This window comes from Vagococcus allomyrinae (assembly GCF_017829975.1).
In the GTDB taxonomy this organism is placed as follows: Bacteria; Bacillota; Bacilli; order Lactobacillales; family Vagococcaceae; genus Vagococcus_D; species Vagococcus_D allomyrinae.
In genome coordinates this window covers 119905-135546 of the sequence record NZ_JAEEGA010000015.1, presented here as the reverse complement: position 1 = coordinate 135546, position 15642 = coordinate 119905, and the positions used below count along the sequence as shown (strand labels likewise).

The 15642-nt window shown below is 41.3% G+C and carries 14 protein-coding genes and 1 other RNA gene; 2 read left to right on the top strand and 13 right to left on the bottom strand.

Going from position 1 to position 15642, the window contains the following annotated elements:
- Positions 1-42 precede the first annotated feature (42 nt).
- The 4 genes from I6N95_RS20095 to I6N95_RS20080 all read right to left on the bottom strand — a co-directional run bounded on the left by I6N95_RS20095 (position 43) and on the right by I6N95_RS20080 (position 2733).
- Positions 43-1203 carry a THUMP domain-containing class I SAM-dependent RNA methyltransferase gene (locus I6N95_RS20095; RefSeq protein ID WP_209531137.1) on the bottom strand — a complete coding sequence of 387 codons (1161 nt, stop codon included), beginning with the start codon at positions 1201-1203 and terminating at the stop codon, positions 43-45.
- Positions 1204-1365: 162 nt separating this feature from the next.
- An RNA gene (gene rnpB / locus I6N95_RS20090) (RNase P RNA component class B) lies at positions 1366-1733 on the bottom strand.
- Positions 1734-1754: 21 nt separating this feature from the next.
- On the bottom strand, positions 1755-2105 hold the full coding sequence (gene gpsB, locus I6N95_RS20085) for a cell division regulator GpsB (RefSeq protein ID WP_209531136.1): 351 nt from the start codon (positions 2103-2105) through the stop codon (positions 1755-1757).
- 94 nt (positions 2106-2199) lie between these two features.
- Complete coding sequence (locus I6N95_RS20080; protein ID WP_209531172.1) at positions 2200-2733, bottom strand: SLOG family protein; 534 nt, start codon at positions 2731-2733, stop codon at positions 2200-2202.
- Positions 2734-2804: 71 nt separating this feature from the next.
- Here I6N95_RS20080 and recU point away from each other — a divergent pair, with 71 nt between their 5' ends.
- Together recU and I6N95_RS20070 are read left to right on the top strand one after the other, a co-directional pair.
- Complete coding sequence (gene recU, locus I6N95_RS20075; RefSeq protein WP_209531135.1) at positions 2805-3437, top strand: Holliday junction resolvase RecU; 633 nt, start codon at positions 2805-2807, stop codon at positions 3435-3437.
- Positions 3430-5748 (top strand): PBP1A family penicillin-binding protein, encoded by a 2319-nt coding sequence (locus I6N95_RS20070; protein ID WP_209531134.1) that lies wholly within the window; start codon positions 3430-3432, stop codon positions 5746-5748. Before recU ends, I6N95_RS20070 begins: the two co-directional genes overlap by 8 nt.
- Positions 5749-5791: 43 nt before the next feature.
- Here the strand turns inward: I6N95_RS20070 and nth are convergent, their stop codons facing one another.
- From nth to dnaJ, 9 genes are all read right to left on the bottom strand, one after another.
- On the bottom strand, positions 5792-6445 hold the full coding sequence (nth, locus tag I6N95_RS20065) for an endonuclease III (RefSeq protein ID WP_209531133.1): 654 nt from the start codon (positions 6443-6445) through the stop codon (positions 5792-5794).
- 20 nt (positions 6446-6465) lie between these two features.
- Positions 6466-7170 carry a DnaD domain-containing protein gene (locus tag I6N95_RS20060; protein WP_209531132.1) on the bottom strand — a complete coding sequence of 235 codons (705 nt, stop codon included), beginning with the start codon at positions 7168-7170 and terminating at the stop codon, positions 6466-6468.
- 122 nt (positions 7171-7292) lie between these two features.
- Positions 7293-8273, bottom strand: a complete 981-nt coding sequence (lacD, locus tag I6N95_RS20055; RefSeq protein WP_209531131.1) for a tagatose-bisphosphate aldolase — start codon at positions 8271-8273, stop codon at positions 7293-7295.
- 69 nt (positions 8274-8342) lie between these two features.
- The gene (locus I6N95_RS20050) at positions 8343-9506 is read right to left on the bottom strand and encodes an AgaS family sugar isomerase (protein ID WP_209531130.1); all 1164 of its coding nucleotides are present in this window, start codon (positions 9504-9506) and stop codon (positions 8343-8345) included.
- Positions 9507-9868: 362 nt separating this feature from the next.
- Positions 9869-10477 carry a DNA-3-methyladenine glycosylase gene (locus tag I6N95_RS20045; RefSeq protein ID WP_209531129.1) on the bottom strand — a complete coding sequence of 203 codons (609 nt, stop codon included), beginning with the start codon at positions 10475-10477 and terminating at the stop codon, positions 9869-9871.
- Complete coding sequence (gene alr, locus I6N95_RS20040) at positions 10470-11615, bottom strand: alanine racemase (protein ID WP_209531128.1); 1146 nt, start codon at positions 11613-11615, stop codon at positions 10470-10472. The genes I6N95_RS20045 and alr overlap by 8 nt, the downstream gene beginning before the upstream one ends.
- Positions 11616-11754: 139 nt before the next feature.
- On the bottom strand, positions 11755-12693 hold the full coding sequence (locus tag I6N95_RS20035; protein ID WP_209531127.1) for a metal ABC transporter substrate-binding protein: 939 nt from the start codon (positions 12691-12693) through the stop codon (positions 11755-11757).
- A gap of 122 nt (positions 12694-12815) precedes the next feature.
- Positions 12816-14216 (bottom strand): glutamate decarboxylase, encoded by a 1401-nt coding sequence (gad, locus tag I6N95_RS20030; RefSeq protein WP_209531171.1) that lies wholly within the window; start codon positions 14214-14216, stop codon positions 12816-12818.
- Between the two features lie 257 nt (positions 14217-14473).
- On the bottom strand, positions 14474-15640 hold the full coding sequence (dnaJ, locus tag I6N95_RS20025; RefSeq protein WP_209531126.1) for a molecular chaperone DnaJ: 1167 nt from the start codon (positions 15638-15640) through the stop codon (positions 14474-14476).
- Between the last annotated feature and the right edge of the window lie 2 nt (positions 15641-15642).

Genomic DNA, 15642 nt, shown 5'->3' with positions numbered 1-15642 from the left:
TTTGGCTCTAAATTCCTTCAGCTTTTTTACAGAATAAAAAAATTACTGATCAGCACTCGTTTCACGAGGTGGACGTGGCGGTCGCGTTCCCCAATATTGGAATAAATCCGTTCGCAACGAACCGTTATAAAGTTTGCGTTTTTTTGTGGCTTTGGCCTTATAAAAGGTTTCAAAGGCTAAATCGCTGGTTAGAATATACTTGCTCCAGGTTTTTAGTGGGCGATATGTTTCTCCCATTTCTCGGTATAGTTTATGGACACTTTCTTCTTCCCCAAGGCGCTCACCATACGGGGGATTAGCCACAATAACACCATACTCTTTTTCAGTCTTAAAGTCGCTTAATTGCAATTGTTTGAAGACGATCGAATCGGCTAAACCAGCTTCTTCAGCATTAGCTTGAGCAATTTTAATCATCCGAGGGTCATAGTCAGTTCCTAAAATATCCAATTCAATATCATAATCGGCCTTTTCTTCTGCTTCGTTGCGAACTTTATCCAACAGGTCTTTGTCAAACCACTCCCAGGCTTCAAAAGCGAATTCTCGATTAAAGCCAGGGGCGATATTATGACCGATCAAGGCCGCTTCAATACAGATTGTCCCTGAGCCACAAACCGGGTCATAAAATGGGCGATCTTTCCGCCAATTTGTTAATAAGACAAGGGCAGCTGCCATATTTTCTTTTAAGGGTGCTCCCCCTTTATCAATGCGATAACCACGCTTAAACAAACTTGGTCCGGTTGTGTCTAGGGTAATTGTCACCTGATCTTTGAGCAACGCCACTTCTAAGGCGAAGAGTGCACCTGTTTCAGGTAATCGGCCATAGCGATGGTAAACATCGCTTAAACGGCTAACGATAGCTTTTTTGGTAATGGCCTGACAATCAGAAACACTGAACAAGGTCGATTTAATCGACTTGCCCGCCACGGGGAACTCCGCGTCCATCGGCAAGATGTCTTCCCAAGGAATCGCCTTTGTCTGTTCAAACAGTTCCTCAAAGGTAACGGCTTTAAATTCACCGACAACAATCTTTACCCGGTCAGCTGTTCGCAACCAAAGATTGGCTGTGGCGATCGTTTCCATATCTCCGTGAAAAATTGCCTTACCATTTTCGACCTGGCATTCAATGCCCAAATCTCGTAATTCTTTTCCTACAAGAGCCTCCATGCCACTGGCTACTGTTGCAATCAACTTAAATTGTTTCATATGTACCGCCCCTTTCAAGGGTTAAATAGTCGTTTAATAGAACAGCTCGGATCGCCCAGATGCTTGATCCAACTGCAAGCTAGAAAAGCTTAAACACTTTCCTACACTCCAAAAAAATTCCTTCCATTTAAACGGAAGGAATGCCCCTGATAAATTGTAGTTTTCTATAAGCCATGTTCTGTATTGCCAGTTCTCAGGTAAAAACTGGCAACGATAATCATCTGTCTACAGATAAATCTGTCTCTTTTCTTCGTTCATTTCCTTGAAAAAAGTGCCCCGACCGTAGTTTGGGTTGCTCGCTCGAGGGGTTTACCGCGTTCCACCAATTTCATTTCTAAAATTGCTTCGTCACTGTGGCACTTTCAAGCTTACTCCAGCATAGTCCGAGGACCTTAGCTGTTTTGGCTGCCGTTATTCTTGCGAATACCTTAGCTTATGGTTTCACTAAGCACGAACACTACAAGCATCTCAGCTTGTGCGAGCATGGACTTTCCTCAACCTAGTTACCTAAGCTGCAATTATCCGAAAACTACAAGAAATCTTGCTGGTTGTTAAAATTGTTTTGTTTGGTCCAAATCGTCTTCTTCGTCTAATTTACTGCCGAAGACTGTTTTTTCAAGATTGGACAAGCGTTTTAAGATATCAAAATTCGTCACTGCTGCCGCTTTAGGTGGATCTTGCTTGATACGAGATAAGGTTGCTTGACTTTTCGTCAATTGATCCACTTTCGCAATCAGACGTTGATTTTCTTCTCTTAAAGCCAGAATCTCACGGTTGTACGTTTCGTAATCTTTAATTACCCCATCTAAAAACTCATCCACTTCAACTGGATCATACCCGCGCATTTTTGTTTTAAATTCTTTTTGTAAAATTTCCTTTGCTTCATAGTTAAACTTTGCCATTTTAAGCACCTCATCTATTTCAATTCATAATTTTGCTCATTATCTTTATCATTCCTATTGTAACTAAAAAAAACAGGAAAATCAAACGCAAACACTAATATATTTCATAATTTTGCAAATCGTCCATGGTGATAAAATCGATAGCGTATTCATGGGATTCTTGAAACTTCTCCGCTTCTCGCAAAAAGAACATGGTTTTTCCTTCATATTCACGATCATATAACAATAAACAACCATCTGAATGAGTCAACATAAATTGCGTATGATTTTTTAATTGACTGGGATTTTGATAAGGCGCATGGGAAGTTGCATTGACATAATCCGCATGCAATTTCATTTCCGTCATAGCCTGTTGATTGGTCTCATTCCAATTACTGCCAAATTCTTCAAATGGATAAATCAGAGAGTAGCGAATTTCTGGGTAATCCACTCGTAGTTCTTGAACGACTTGCGCTGCCCAAAACTCAGTTCCCAGGTTGCCACCAAGTAAAATCCACTCAGTTCCGTTCTCAATATAGCTGATCAAACGACTTCTTAAGACATTTTTAATTATTTTCACTTTAGGGTCTGTCTCTTGAAAAACCCCAAGTTCAAAGCTTCGGTAGCCCGTAATATATAAACGTTTCATTGTTTTAAACATCTTACCTTTCCATTCTATTTTGTTTTTTGTTATAATATTGTCTAGGAGTGTGAAATATTGTGGCAATCAACTATCCAAATGGGATGTCTTCTTCTAATAATGGAGCGAAAAAGCAAAAAAAGCAAGGGCAATCTCTTGCGCCAAAAACCAATTTTGCCAATCGAGGAATGAATTTTGAAGATGATATCAATCAAAGCAACGACTACTATCGCAATCGAAAAACTGCGATTATTCACAAAAAACCAACTCCTGTTCAAATTGTCAAAGTCGACTATCCGCGTCGGAGCGCTGCTGTTATCAAAGAAGCCTATTTCGCTCAAGCTTCTACTACTGATTATAACGGTGTTTACAACGGATATTACCTTGATTTTGAAGCTAAAGAAACGAAAAATAAAACCTCGTTCCCTTTGCGTAATTTCCATGAACACCAAATTAGCCATATGAGAGAGTGTCGTGAACAAAAAGGAATTTCCTTTGTTCTCTTATGGTTTTCTAGTCTAGGCCGTTGTTTTTTTCTGGATTCTGCTTCATTAGAGCAGTTCTGGGAACATCAAAGTACTGGTAAAAAATCAATTCCACTTACTGAAATTGAGCATCTTGGCATTGAAATTATGCCGGGCCTTGCACCACGTATACCGTATCTTAAAGCCTTAGATGAGTACTTAAAAAAGGAGATTCAACACAATGGATGATCAAAATAAACCAATTCCACCTGGAAGGACTACTGGGCAACCGCTAGGTCCAACTAGAGCCCAAAAGCCGAAAAAGAAAAAACGGCGCATCTTTTTAAAAATTTTCTTAGGACTTCTTTTTCTAGGATGTATCGCCTTTTTAGCTGTCTCGGCAGTGGTTTACAGTTATGTCAAAGAGTCCCCTAAACTGGAGACCAGTAAATTAGAAGGCGTATTGTCTTCACGAATTCTTGGCCCTGACGGAAAACTGCTTTTCGAGCTTTACACTCAAAAAAGAGAAACCGTGCCGATCAATGAAGTTCCTCCCTTGCTTAAACAAGCGATTATTTCGATTGAGGATAAGCGATTTGAAGAACATATTGGTGTGGACCCCATTCGGATAGCTGGTGCAGCTGTGGCTAACTTCACGGGTAGCGGTGGACTACAAGGAGGGAGTACTTTAACCCAGCAGTTGATTAAGCTATCTTTCTTTTCAACGGATGTCAAGGACCAAAACTACAAACGAAAAATCCAAGAAGCTTGGATGTCTATTCAACTAGAGCGGCAAAAATCAAAAGATGAAATTCTTAATTACTACATCAACAAAGTCTACATGTCTTCAGGATATTATGGGATGGAAACAGCGGCTAAAGGGTATTACAATAAACCTTTAAGTGAGCTATCCATCGCCCAAACGGCATTAATGGCTGGGATTCCTCAGGCACCTGCAGACTATGATCCGATCTTAAATCCCGAAGCAGCTAAAAAAAGACGGGACATGGTCTTAAACGAGATGTACAAAGATGAGATTATCACTAAAGCCGAATACGATGCTGCTGTCAACGAACCAATCAGTGAGGGCATTGTGGATCAACAGCCTCTATATGGTGATAGCAAAATCATCGATAACTACATTAAAGAAGTAATTGCGGAAGCTCAAACTAAAACCACCCGTGACATCTACACTGATGGGTTGGATATTTACACCAATATCGACATGGATTTACAAAGATATATTTACCACATGGTTAATTCCGATGAATATGTCACTTTTAGAGATTACACAAAAGAAGAACTTTTCTGGGAAGAAGGCGAAACGCCGGTCGATGTCAATTTCCAGACGGCCATCACTGTCATCAACCCTAATAATGGGCAAGTTTTAGCCCAAATCGGGGGACGGAAAGTTCCTGATGGAGTTCAATTCGGAAACAATATGGCAGTCTCAGCTGAACGGGATTTTGGTTCCACAGTTAAGCCGATTACGGATTACGCTCCAGCGATAGAATATCTCAATTATGGAACAGGCCGCTATGTTGTCGATGAGCCTTATAAATACCCAGGTACCTCTGATAGTGTTAATAACTACGATCGGGCATATAAAGGAACCATGACCATTAGAGAAGCCTTAGTTGACTCACGAAACGTTCCGGCTGTCAAAACGCTAGATGAAGTTACTTTAGAAAAGAGTGCTGAATTCTTACGCGGCTTAGGCATTGATTATGGCGAAGGGAATATGTTCCTATCCAATGCCATTCACGGCAACTTGACTTCTCATAAAATGGCGGGGGCTTACTCTGCTCTTGCTAATGGCGGTATTTACTACAAGCCATATTACGTCAATAAGATTGTTCTACCTGATGGTCAAGAAGAAACCTTTAAACCAGAAGGAACGAGAGCTATGCAAGAGTCCACAGCTTATATGGTAACAGATACGTTGAAAGACGTGTTACTACGGGGGACGGGGACACAAGCCATAATTTCTGACTTGTATCAAGCTGGTAAAACAGGAACTTCTAATTACGATGATGACTCGCTAGCTAAACTAAAACTCAATGTCTATGGCGGTGTGCCAGATATTAGTTTCGTAGGTTACACGAAAAATTTTGTCGTCTCAATTTGGACTGGCTATGAAAATTACTTTGTGCCGATCGCTTCTGAGGATCAACAAGATGCGATGACGCTTTACAAATTTATCATGAGCCACATCTCGCAAGATGTTGAAACAACTGACTGGGAGATGCCAGAAAATGTGGTTAAAATTGGCAATGAACTTTATGTCAAAGACCATGTAAATGATCAAAGCATTTGGAAACAACCTGTAAGCTCGTGGCAAGAGCAAGATGACACTAATTATGTGCCACCTGCGTCAAGTTCGACGATCCCGCCGGTGAAGGACTCAACACCTGCAACTAGTGAACCACCGATTGAGCCAGATCCACCAACAGATCCAACGGTTGAGCCAGAACCACCGACATCGACGCCACCTACGGATCCACCAACAACGCCAACAACACCAACCACTGACCCCGGTGCTGGTGCTGGCGGTGGATAAAAAAATAAGCCCTTTGAAATCCTTTGATTTCAAGGGGCTTTATTTATGGATTGGACACTTTTAAACGAGTCTTCCCTTCCTGACAAAGGTTCAATAATGGGCAAACCTCACATTTAGGATTTCGAGCCAAACAGTGATAGCGACCAAAAAAAATCATTCGATGGTGGGTTTGAGTCCACATCTCTTTGGGGATTTTTTTCATTAAGGTTTGTTCAACCTCTAGGACGCTGGCGCTCTGTTTGACGATACGCAATCGTTTAGAGACCCGCTCTACATGAGTGTCCACTGCAATTGAAGGCACTCCAAAGGCTTCGCCAAGAACCACATTAGCTGTTTTGCGGCCTACGCCTGGCAATTGAACTAATTCCTCCATGGTTTGGGGAACTTCCCCATTAAACTTCTCAATTAGCATTTGAGAACAGGCTTTAATATTTTTAGCTTTATTCCGATAGAGGCCGATGGTCCTAATGGCATTTTCAACCTCTTCCAAAGGCGCTTGAACAAAAGCATCTGGAGTTGGGTATTTTTCAAACAGTCCTGGTGTCACCTTATTAACCGATACGTCTGTCGCTTGAGCACTCAAGGAAACCGCGATTACCAACTCAAAAGGATTTCGATAAGTCAGTTCACAGTGAGCCTCCGGAAACATTTCCGCCATAATCTTAACTACTTCTATGGTTTTTTCTTTTGATAACATCGTTTACTCCTACCTTTTTATCATGATTCTTTTCCTTGATCCACCCAATTGTATAAAGGAACTTGTGGCAATTCTTCTTCTTGTGGGCTAATTTTATCAGAAATTGATTTTTTACGTCGTCGCTGCTCTGTCAAAATTTGATCCTTGGTTCGTAGATTTTTTCGTTCCCACCCTAATAAAATGCGATCGATGTATTTCAAACTGTACGCCTGATTTAAGACAGCTTCCCGCAAACCTAAGCGAATGATCTCAAGGTCGTATTTATCTTCTTGAATCCACATGTTGATCGTTTCCATTTCGATTGGCGACAAGGGACGCCCAAACTCTTTTTCAAACAACTCGAACAACTCTTGGATGCCTGTTTCTTTTTTTTGTTGATCCGATTGTTTTACGAGGCTCATTAAGTAATGACTCAAGCGATCATAAATCGGGGTCAAATCGTAAGCGTCAACCATTTTCCCCTGATGATTTTGAGTTGTCACTAACCGAATCATCTGTTTGCCTAGCAGGCCTTCTAAAATCCCATAGATTTCCTCATTTGGCACACCAATACGCTGACTTATTTCAAATAAATCAGGGAAATCACTGCCTGATTGCTGGTGATGTAGCAACTGCAAGTATAATAAAAACTCCTGATTACTTAGTCCTAGTTGGTGATAATGGGTTAACAATAAATTGGAAATAGTTGTCTCCCCAGCATTTAAATAGTCTTTTAATTCTAGCATGATCAGTCACTCTTTCTTTACATCTTAGCTCTCTATCTAGTATAGCAATTTTCACGAGAAATTGTTATCTTTTCAGCACGAAAAAAAAGAAGCCAACCACTTTTGTGATCAGCGCCCTTCTCTTAATCAACTTTAGTTTTCCATGAGGTAGCTGTCACTGCTAGGACAGCATTTAATTCTTCCATATTTTGACGTCCGACAATCTGTAGCCATTTCCGTGCTGCCTCTTCTCCTTCTTGGATAAAAGGAATAACGCCTTCGGCCCACGTCGCACGTCCACACAGGACACCATTAAAGGTAGAACCCGCTTCTTTCGCAAATTGTAGCGTCTCTTGAAACATTTCAGCACTAACACCAGCACTCAAAAAGATAAATGGCACGTCAGTGGCATCGGACTGAGCTTTAAAATAGGCTAGTGCTTCTGCTCGCGTATAAGCACTGTCACTTTCTTTTTCTCCAACAAAGGTCATATTGACTGGGACTTCTACTTTTAGGACATCCACATAATATCGTGATCTTGAAAATTCTTTCATCATCTCGATCACTTTTCGCGGTTTTACTTTTGCATAAGCCATCGATAAATTATCAGAATTAACCGCATCATAAGACAATAACTCTAAGTAAAATGGGATGTCCTCTGCTACACACTCGGAACCAATGCGCTCAACAAAAGCATGCTTTTTATTATTGATAGCCGGTTCTTCGTCCACATCGTAATAAAGTAAGAACTTAACCGCCTCTGCCCCCGCTTCTTTTATCCGTTTAACCGACCAATCACTTAATAAATCTGGCAAGCGACCTGCCAGAGCGGTATCATAACCGGTTTTTTCATAGGCTAATAACAACCCCGCTTCTTTCGCTCTGACTTTAGCTGCTGGCAGTCCATATTCAGGATCTAAAAGGATCGCTGATCCGTAATCCGTCAATTCTTCAGAAACGATCTCCTTAAAACGTTCAATTTCCCCTTCATCAACGTTTTTACGGCCAGCTTTGATCATCATTTTTTTCATGGCCCCTCGCTGATCAATGGCTAATGCTGAAATAATACCATCCCTTGTTGAGAGCTTTTCCATGGCCTGTCGTTTATTTTTTGATAGTTTCACTTAAACCTTTCCTTCCTTCGTCTTTCTTACGTATCTAACTGCTCTTTAACCCTTTTTCGTCCTCCTTTATCACTGCTCGTGAATCGTCACGCCTTGGACAATTCGATTAACCGTCCCCGTTGGTGATGGTGTGTCAGGGCGATTGCCAACTTTGACCGCTGTTAGCAGGCCAACCGTTTGGCCAAACAACGCATAGGCTAGGGCTAGATAAGCGTCTGGCAGATCGCCATACTGCGAGTCAAAAGTAAAATGGTCATCAACACCCCCTCCTTCTTTATTGACACTTATCCCAGTAACTGCTGTTGCAATTTGATCTTCATTAAGTTCATTGAGCATGTCACAATCATACTGACGGGTATAATCATCGTTAGAGACGAAAAGAAACACCAGGGTTTTTTCGTTTACAAACGATTTTGGGCCATGCCTGAAGCCAAGAGAACTATCGAATAAAGTAGCAATTTTCCCCGCTGTTAGCTCTAAAATTTTAAGTTGAACTTCTCGGGCCAATCCTGCTAAGGGGCCAGAACCTAAATAGATAACTCGCTGGTAATCTTTTTGAAGGAGAATTGCAATTTCATTTTCCCGTTCCAAGACATTTTCTGCCATCTTAATAATTTGTTTAATATAATCAGCCTTTGACGGATCGTTGGTTTGATCAAAAATCAACAAACTCATCAACGTCATACAACTAAAACTGCCAGTCATCGCAAAACCATCGTCGTTGGCTTTCTCAGGCATCAGCAGCAAGAAATTCGTAGGATCTCCCTTGGCTTTTTGCGCAAGTTGGCCATCTTTGGCGCAAGTAATGGTCAATTGGTAAAAATCAGTCACTAATTGCTGCCCAAGCGATACACTAGCTATACTCTCAGGACTATTGCCACTTCTTGCGAAGGAAACTAAAAGGGTTGGCTGATCAGCCTTATAATAGCTCAGAGGATTGGCTACAATGCTCGTAGTCGGCACAGTCTGAAAGTCAAAAGCCCGTTCATCTCCCGTCGCTTTTAAATGAGGAAGCACGACTTCCCCGACATAAGCTGAAGTACCTGCGCCTGTAAAAATCACTCGGATACGATGATGTTTTTTGCTAATTCCACTTAAAAATTCATCAATGTCCTTTAGTTTGTCTTGGTAAATCTCCCATGTTTCCTGCCATAGTGTCGGCTGTTGTTTAATCTCACGGGTGGTTATTTCCGCCCCAAGCTCCACCAATTCTGTTGCGCTTTTCTCAAACATGTTCTTGCCTCCTATTTTTATTAGCTCAGCAAATGTGACTTCAAGGAGATCACATTAACTCACACTAAATTATGCTCGGTCATTTCAATGAAGCATTCAACGACCAGTTCTGCTAACTTACCTTAAACTAGATAGTAAGTTGTTCCCCAATTAACAGCAACTTGATCACAATTGCCAACAAGTTTCTTCTGCTTTTCAATCGTTTTCCAAAAAGTTACAGTAACCAGGTTAACACCAACTGGTTACTACCAGTTACAATTACATTTTAGTCCAACCTCTTTACTTTGTCAATCAATTATGTCGATTTCTACACATGCACAAAAAAACAACCAAGACATTCTCGGTTGTTTTCGCCTGCTTATTCATTGCCATACTTGATTAAGATCAAGCATTTCGCTTTTTTTCATTTGAGACACATAGGGATGGCCAGCCACGTAGAAACGCAATGGCTCAATCGTCCACTTGCCCTTATTGGGGATGCCGATTCTTGCTGACTGTTTAATAGCAGATGGCTGGCGCTGGCTCTCAGGTAGAATTTTTAACTCCTCCCCCAGCCGTTTCCCATCCAATTTAGTAGAGATGCCTAGTGCTTTGGTTAACTTCCCTGGTCCATTTGTTAACTCTATGCCCCCTTTGTGACGATTCCTGATCATCAGCTCCGCATTCTCCAGTGGTTCTAATGCGCGAATTAACACAGCTTGGGGCTCATCAACTTCCTTGGTCACAATATTTAACATCTTGTGCGTGTGCATCGTATAAATATAAATAGTCCCACCGATAGCATACATCGATTCTAGTTTAGGCGTTCGCTTGTACTGAAAACTGTGAGCTGCTTCATCCTCAGCACCAACATAAGCTTCAGTCTCCACAATATAGCCAGACACTAATCCTTGAGGTGATTGGTACACTAGTAATTGGCCTAATAAAGACCGGGCAGTATCAACTGTGGTGGCCTTAACAAAATCAAGCATGAGATTCACTCAGATCTTCGTTTATATAAATCCGAGGCACTCGTTCTGATAAGATACAGGGCAACTCATAATTAATCGTATCCACATACTCAGCCCCATCTTGAAATGTGTTAACTAAATCGCCATCCTTGCCAAAAATAGTCACTTTTGTCCCGACAGGCAAGGCATGTGGCAAACGAATCATACATTGATCCATACAAATTCGGCCAACAATTTCCGCTTGATGCCCCTCTACTAATACGCTAAATCCCTTAAAATGTCGAATAAATCCATCAGCGTAACCTATTGGTAATGTGCCAATCCACTCATCTTGCTGAGCTTGATACTCCGCCCCATAACTGACTCTTTCCCCTTTTTTCAAGCGTTTAACTTGAACCAGAGATGAAATGAGCGACATCACTTGTTTGATTTCAAAAGGGGTTGCCAACTCCGTGCCTGATGGATTTAAGCCATACATTTCGACACCTAAACGAATCATGTTAGACCGCCAATGATCATGCCACAAGGCGGTAGCAGAATTGGAGGTGTGGATATAACGAATGGTAGTTGGAAAGATCGCCAAAGCCTTTCTAAAGCGTTCTTGCTGCATTTCGAAATAGCTGTTATCCTTAGAATCAGCCTTGGCAAAATGGGTAAAAAGACCTTCTAAATAAAATTCAGGATGCTTTTCAATAAAATCAATCGCTGCCAGCATGTCAACCTCTTCAACAAAACCTAACCGGCCCATACCAGTATCGATTTTCACATGGATTAAAACTGATTGCGTGCATTCAAATTGATGCCAGTAATAACTAGTTTGTTCTAACCACTCGAGACTGGCAGCGGTTGTCGAAATTTTCTCTTGAACTAAAATTGCCACATGTTTCGGATCAACCACCCCTAAAACTAGAATAGGCTCTTGAAAACCTGCTTCTCGTAACTCCAGCGCTTCATCGAGCAATGACACACAAAAACCAGAAGCTCCTGCTTTTTTAGCAACTCCCGCTACTTTGACCGCACCATGTCCATACCCATTAGCCTTCACAACGGCAAAGACTTCCGCGCCATCCTTAATAGTTGCTAACTCACTTTTTATATTATGATAAAGAGCCTGACAGTCTACTACTGCCTTTGTTGGTCTCAAAAATCCAATTGTCATAAAACCTGCTCCTTTCATGAGCTTACTAAAAATATATAATCTTTATAGTACCCTTTAATCTAAAAATTTACTAGCCATTCACCTGGCTTTAATAAATAATTAAAAGAAGTACAATGCAATGTCGCATCGTACTTCTTCCCTATCTAATCGCTTTACTCAAGTTCGCTAAGTTCGTTTCCATCACACTAAGATAGTCTTCTCCAGCAGCTTGCTGAGCCTTGGATAAACCCTCTAAGGTATTTAACGTTGCCAATTCGGCACCTGTGGCTTTGGCAATCGTTGACGCAATTTTATCTGAAGACAATTCTTCAGTAAAGATAATCTCGACTTGATGAGCCTTAACAAAATCTTCAATTGTGGCTAATTCGGCCGGACTAGGTTCTTGATCAGGAGAAATCCCTGAAATTGCAACCTGATGTAGATCGTATCGGGCGGCTAAATAACCGAAAGCAGCATGCTGGGTGACAAAATCTCGCTGTGTGGCCGATTTAAATTGTGCGACAAACTGCTGATCTAAGTTAGTTAGTTGTTCCATAAATCCATCGCTATTTTTTTGATAGCTCTCTTGATTAACTGGGTCAACTTTTAATAGACTATCGCGAATAGTCGCCACTTCTTTTTTAGCTAATATCGGATCCAACCAAATATGGGGGTCAACGCCATGAGCATGATCGTGATCTTCGTGATCCTCGTGATCCTCTTCTTCTGTCATTTCCATTAACTCAATACCTTGACTGGCTTCCACCACCACTGTCTTCTTAGTATCAATACTATCTAAGACCGCTTCAACCCAGGTTTCCATTTCTTTCGAATTGTAGACAAAGACATCCGCATCTTGAATTTTAGCAATATCCTTGGCGCTAGGCTCATAATCATGGGGCTCTGTTTCACCTGTCATCAAAACTGAAACGTCACCATTATCCCCGACAATTTTTTTTGTAAAATCATACATTGGATAAAAAGTGGTCACTACTTGAAGTTTCCCATCTGTCTTTTGCTCATTCTCTTGGGAAGCGCCACAGGCCGTAAATAAGGTGATACTCCCTATTGCCAGTATCAGTAACATTATTTTTCTCATTTAGAACTCCTTTGATTTAAATCGTAATAATTACACTTAGTGATTATAACGAATTTCCATCATAAAATCAATCAAAAGACCTTTTTTTTGATAAAAATATTAAACTAATTAGCATCTTCGATTTAATGAGTAAAGCCTTGGCTCCTAGGCTTGACCTCCTTTGGGCTTTCCAGCTTTACTTTTTGAAGATAGTCAATAGCTTCTACAAAGTCATCTTTAAACTCTTGAGCCATGTTAAACCCTAAATCAGCCCGACAAACGATTCGTTGAATTACACAATTTTCTAAATTATCTGGCAAAGGATACGTTGGAACCTGCCATCCCTTCATCGCTAATCGATCTGCTAACTCATAAAGTGTCCAATTAATGTCTAGTCCTTCTTTTAAGCTATAGCAAACAATCGGTAAATTTTCTCCGCTATTTTGAATATCAAATAACCCTAAGTTAGTAATTTCATGTGAAATAAAGAGAGCCACGTCTTTTGTTCGTCGATGAATCGCTCGATAACCTTCTACGCCTAAACGCAAAAAGTTATAATACTGCCCAATTAATTGACTGGCACTATGAGAAAAGTTAATCGCCATAGTTGGCACTTCTCCACCCAAATAACTCACATTAAAAACCAATTCTTCCGGTAAATAGCTAGTATCACGCCAGATAACCCAGCCGATGCCAGGATAAACAAGGCCATATTTGTGACCCGATGCATTGATGGAAATAACGGTTTTCAAACGAAAGTCCCAGACTAACTCAGGATTGACAAAAGGCGTGAAGAAGCCACCTGAAGCTGCGTCGACGTGAATGAATACCTTGTAGTCCGTCGTGTTATTATAAGCCGTAAGCCGCTGATCCAATGCCGCAATGTCATCAAATTTTCCCGTATAAGTTATGCCTAAAATCCCCACAATCCCAATGGTATATTCGTCAATTAAACTCATGGTTTGATCAATGTTCAGACTCATATGATCTATCTCCATGGGAACAACTCGCATCTCAATATCCCAATAAACACAAAACTTCTCCCAACAAACTTGATAGCCAGAAGACATAATCAAATTTGGTTTTTGGGCCATTACATTTAGCCCTAGCTCCTCAGCGCGTTTACGCCAGGAGAATTTTAGCGCCATTCCCGCAAGCATACAGGATTCTGACGAGCCAATCGTTGAGGTTCCTATATATTTTTCCGCTTTAGGGGCGTTCCATAGATCGGCAATAATGTTGACACATCGATTCTCAATTTCAGCCGTTTTGGGATATTCGGACTTATCAATCGCATTTTTTTCAAGCGTCTCACTCATGAGTAGGATCGCCTCATCTTCCATATAAGTTTGACAAAATGTTGCCAAATTTTGGCGGGCATTCCCTTCATCTAACAACTCATCTTTTACTAAACGATAAGCGATTCGCGGGTCCATTGACGCTTCACCCAAACGATATAAGGGAATTGCCTGTCCCTCTTCTTTTGAGCCAAAAATCGGTGCAGTGCTTTGAATACGCGCTTTATCCTCTTCGCCATACAGCATGGTCATTCCTCCATTCTCCTTGTTTCCCTCTGACTACTCATGGTTTATCTGACCTCTACTATACTACAAAGAGTTAAAATTAGCTCCTCAAACCCCCGACTTCTAAGAAGCATGATGAGCGGTAGGTCTTCTGTGGAGTGATATTCGCGGCGCATTGAGAGAGCGCCTGCCTTTCCACACAAAAAAAAGAGGCATTATTTCGGTTCATCCTTCTGACAGAAGAACTGAAATAATGTCTCAATTATGATTGTTAAAGACTATCTTTTTTTCTTTTGATCAAAGTTAAAGGCATCTTTCATTTTATCGAAAAAACCTTCTTCTTGTTCCTCAACTTTATCGCCGCCCGCTTCAGCAAACTCTCTTAAAGCACGTTTCTGAGCGTCACTTAAGTTCTTAGGTGTAATGATCTTAACGGAGACTTGTTGGTCACCATTGCCACTACCACGTAGCTTAGGCGCACCTTTACCGCGTAAGCGGAAAGTAGTCCCTGTTTGCGTGCCAGCAGGAATCTTCAATTTAACTTTACCATGAACCGTTGGGACTTCCAACTCATCACCGAGTGCGGCTTGAACAAAGCTCAATGGTAAATCGTAATAGATTTCAGACCCATCACGATCGTATAAATCACTTTCTTCCACGTGGAAAACCACATATAGATCCCCGTATGGTCCACCATTAACACCAGCTTCACCTTGACCTGCTAAGCGCATTTGTTGGCCATCTTCCACACCAGCTGGCACGTTAACTTTAACCGCATGTTTTTTCTTAACGCGACCAGTTCCATGACAGTCGTTACAAGGGTCTTTAATAGTTTGGCCAGCACCACCACATTGATCACATGTTTGACGAGTCATCACGCGACCAAGAGGCGTTTGTCTTTCCACATTGATTGTTCCTTGACCATGACACTTAGAACATGTTTCAGGCTTCGTACCAGGTTTTGCACCACTACCGGAACAAGTACTACACGAATCCTCACGGTTAAACTTCACGGTTTTTTCAATGCCAAAAATCGCTTCTTCAAACTTTAAATTTAATGAGTATTGTAAATCTGATCCTTGTCTTGGTGCATTTGGGTTAGCCGAACGACCACCGCCACCACCAAAAAATGATTCAAAAATATCTTCAAATCCGCCAAAGCTGCCACCGCCGCCGAAACCTTCAAAGCCGCCGCCACCGAAGCCACCGCCACCATAATTAGGATCGGTGCTAGCGTGACCATATTGATCATAGGCCGCTCTTCTTTGGGGATCGCTTAAAATTTCATACGCTTCTGAAACTTCTTTAAATTTATCTTCCGCATCAGCCTCTTTATTAATATCTGGATGATATTGTTTCGAGAGCTTCCGATAAGCTTTTTTTATTTCATCATCTGTTGCGCTTTTGGACACACCCAGAACTTCATAATAGTCTCTCTTCGCCATGG

Coding starts and splice junctions, on each gene's coding strand:
- I6N95_RS20095 (WP_209531137.1), bottom strand. CDS start 1,203: ATGAAACAATTTAAGTTGATTGCAACAGTAGCCAGTGGCATGGAGGCT.
- gpsB (WP_209531136.1), bottom strand. CDS start 2,105: ATGGCAAAGTTTAACTATGAAGCAAAGGAAATTTTACAAAAAGAATTT.
- I6N95_RS20080 (WP_209531172.1), bottom strand. CDS start 2,733: ATGAAACGTTTATATATTACGGGCTACCGAAGCTTTGAACTTGGGGTT.
- I6N95_RS20070 (WP_209531134.1), top strand. CDS start 3,430: ATGGATGATCAAAATAAACCAATTCCACCTGGAAGGACTACTGGGCAA.
- nth (WP_209531133.1), bottom strand. CDS start 6,445: ATGTTATCAAAAGAAAAAACCATAGAAGTAGTTAAGATTATGGCGGAA.
- I6N95_RS20060 (WP_209531132.1), bottom strand. CDS start 7,170: ATGCTAGAATTAAAAGACTATTTAAATGCTGGGGAGACAACTATTTCC.
- I6N95_RS20050 (WP_209531130.1), bottom strand. CDS start 9,506: ATGTTTGAGAAAAGCGCAACAGAATTGGTGGAGCTTGGGGCGGAAATA.
- I6N95_RS20045 (WP_209531129.1), bottom strand. CDS start 10,477: ATGCTTGATTTTGTTAAGGCCACCACAGTTGATACTGCCCGGTCTTTA.
- alr (WP_209531128.1), bottom strand. CDS start 11,615: ATGACAATTGGATTTTTGAGACCAACAAAGGCAGTAGTAGACTGTCAG.
- I6N95_RS20035 (WP_209531127.1), bottom strand. CDS start 12,693: ATGAGAAAAATAATGTTACTGATACTGGCAATAGGGAGTATCACCTTA.
- gad (WP_209531171.1), bottom strand. CDS start 14,216: ATGCTGTATGGCGAAGAGGATAAAGCGCGTATTCAAAGCACTGCACCG.
- dnaJ (WP_209531126.1), bottom strand. CDS start 15,640: ATGGCGAAGAGAGACTATTATGAAGTTCTGGGTGTGTCCAAAAGCGCA.